The 1,833-nt window shown below is 56.5% G+C and carries 3 protein-coding genes; 2 read left to right on the top strand and 1 reads right to left on the bottom strand.

Annotation, left to right across the window (positions count from 1 at the left end):
- Positions 1 to 148: 148 nt before the first annotated feature.
- Positions 149 to 595: an azurin gene (azu, locus tag D6877_RS10405; RefSeq protein WP_130910696.1), complete on the bottom strand. Its 447-nt coding sequence runs from the start codon at positions 593 to 595 to the stop codon at positions 149 to 151.
- 342 nt (positions 596 to 937) lie between these two features.
- Here azu and D6877_RS10400 point away from each other — a divergent pair, with 342 nt between their 5' ends.
- Both D6877_RS10400 and D6877_RS10395 read left to right on the top strand, forming a co-directional pair.
- On the top strand, positions 938 to 1,525 hold the full coding sequence (locus D6877_RS10400) for a TIGR00730 family Rossman fold protein (protein WP_024011379.1): 588 nt from the start codon (positions 938 to 940) through the stop codon (positions 1,523 to 1,525).
- Between the two features lie 68 nt (positions 1,526 to 1,593).
- Entirely contained in the window at positions 1,594 to 1,782 is a 189-nt protein-coding gene (locus D6877_RS10395) for a hypothetical protein (protein WP_130910695.1), read from the top strand.
- Positions 1,783 to 1,833: the final 51 nt, after the last annotated feature.

Raw genomic sequence — 1,833 nt, 5'->3', positions numbered from 1 at the left:
GCCTGCAGGAGCCTGTAGGAGCTGACGAGTGCAACGAGGCTGCGATCTTTTGATCTTGCTTTAAAGATCAAGATCAAAAGATCGCAGCCTTCGGCAGCTCCTACACACAAAAAAAGCGTCCCGGGTGGACGCTTTTTTTGTGCCTGAATCACTTGACGACGATAGTGCCTTTCATCATCGAGATGTGCCCAGGGAACGAGCAGAAGAAGCCGTATTTTTCAGCGGCATCCAGTTTCGATACATCGAAGGTCACCGAGTCGGTTTCCTTGGCGCCGATGATCTTGGTGTGGGCGATGATGCGGGCGTCGCCGTCCTTCAGGTAGTTCTTGTCGATACCGGCTGCCAGGCCGTCGGTAGCGATCGGCTGCATGTCAGCTTCTTTGCTGATCACCAGGTTATGGCCCATGACGTTCTTCGGCAGGCTGCCGGAGTGGGTCAGTTCGACGGTGAAGGTCTTGCAGCTCTTGTCGATCACGATTTCCTTGGTGTTGAAGGACATCTGATCGGTGGAATCAACGGTGGTTTTGCACTCGGCAGCCATCAATTGGCTGCTGGCCAGCGCCAGCAGGGATACCGCAACAACTTTGGAAAACATGGTGAATCTCCAAGGCAGGGTTAACAAAAACACTAGTGGTGGAAAGACTGCCTGAAATCATCGCAAGTTCATATGACTTGAGTCAAAAATTGTATACAACTTTCCGACTATGACACTCATCGACACAATCTAACGGCCATTTCGTTGGGCCAGCCCTATGATCGGCCCACCTACTGAAACGGAGTGTCTGTCATGTTCTTCAACGGTTTGCTGTGCAGCTTGCTCGCCGCCTACGCTTGTGGCGCCAGCGGTACTTTTGAATCACCCGAACGCGAAGTCTAGTCCTTGGAGCGCAGCGTGCCAGCCGTTACCCTGTGCGACTGATCGACTCAGGAGTAATGCATGTCGCTGAAATCCGTTTGTGTGTTTTGCGGTGCCAACGCCGGTACCGTGCCGGCTTACACCGAAGCTGCCGTGGCCCTCGGCCGGGCATTGGCCGAGCGTAATCTGACGCTGGTCTACGGCGGTGGTGCAGTCGGTTTGATGGGCATTGTCGCTGATGCCGCGCTGGCCGCTGGCGGCGAAGTGATCGGCATCATTCCGCAAAGCCTGATGGACAAGGAGATCGGCCACAAAAGCCTGACGCGCCTGGAAGTGGTCGACGGCATGCATGCGCGCAAGGCGCGGATGGCTGAGCTGAGCGATGCGTTCATCGCCCTGCCCGGTGGCCTTGGCACGCTGGAAGAGCTGTTCGAAGTCTGGACCTGGGGCCAGCTCGGCTATCACGGCAAGCCTTTGGGGCTGCTGGAAGTGAACGGTTTCTACAGCAAGCTCACGGCTTTTCTCGATCATATCGTCGGCGAAGGCTTCGTTCGCGCGCCACACCGTGACATGCTGCAAGTGAGCGAATCGCCAGATTCCCTGCTCGACGCCCTCGATCAGTGGCAGCCGACCGTCACGCCCAAGTGGGTCGACCAAAAACCCGGCTAACCCCCGGACACCGATACAGGGCAGAATACGCGCCGCTCAACCTCACCTTCGACCCCAGAGGATCGCCCATGGCCAAACCCAATTACTCCTTCGCCAAACGTCAACGAGACCTGGCAAAGGAACAGAAGAAAGAGGAAAAGCTTCAGCGCAAGAAGCAAACCGCTGAAGAAGCGGCACTGAACCCTGACGGTGAAGTGGCGACCGATGATGATGTTGATGCAACCGATGCACCGAAAGACCAGACGCCCGACGCCTGAGCCCCACCGGGTTTGATGATCGAATCAGACCCTGCGGATTTGTGACGGGGC

Origin of the sequence: Pseudomonas sp. Sample_9 (assembly GCF_004307535.1) — a bacterium.
Lineage (GTDB): Bacteria > Pseudomonadota > Gammaproteobacteria > Pseudomonadales > Pseudomonadaceae > Aquipseudomonas > Aquipseudomonas mercuritolerans.
This window is presented reverse-complemented; position numbering and strand designations above follow the sequence as displayed.

Coding starts and splice junctions, on each gene's coding strand:
- D6877_RS10395 (WP_130910695.1), top strand. CDS start 1,594: ATGGCCAAACCCAATTACTCCTTCGCCAAACGTCAACGAGACCTGGCA.
- D6877_RS10400 (WP_024011379.1), top strand. CDS start 938: ATGTCGCTGAAATCCGTTTGTGTGTTTTGCGGTGCCAACGCCGGTACC.
- azu (WP_130910696.1), bottom strand. CDS start 595: ATGTTTTCCAAAGTTGTTGCGGTATCCCTGCTGGCGCTGGCCAGCAGC.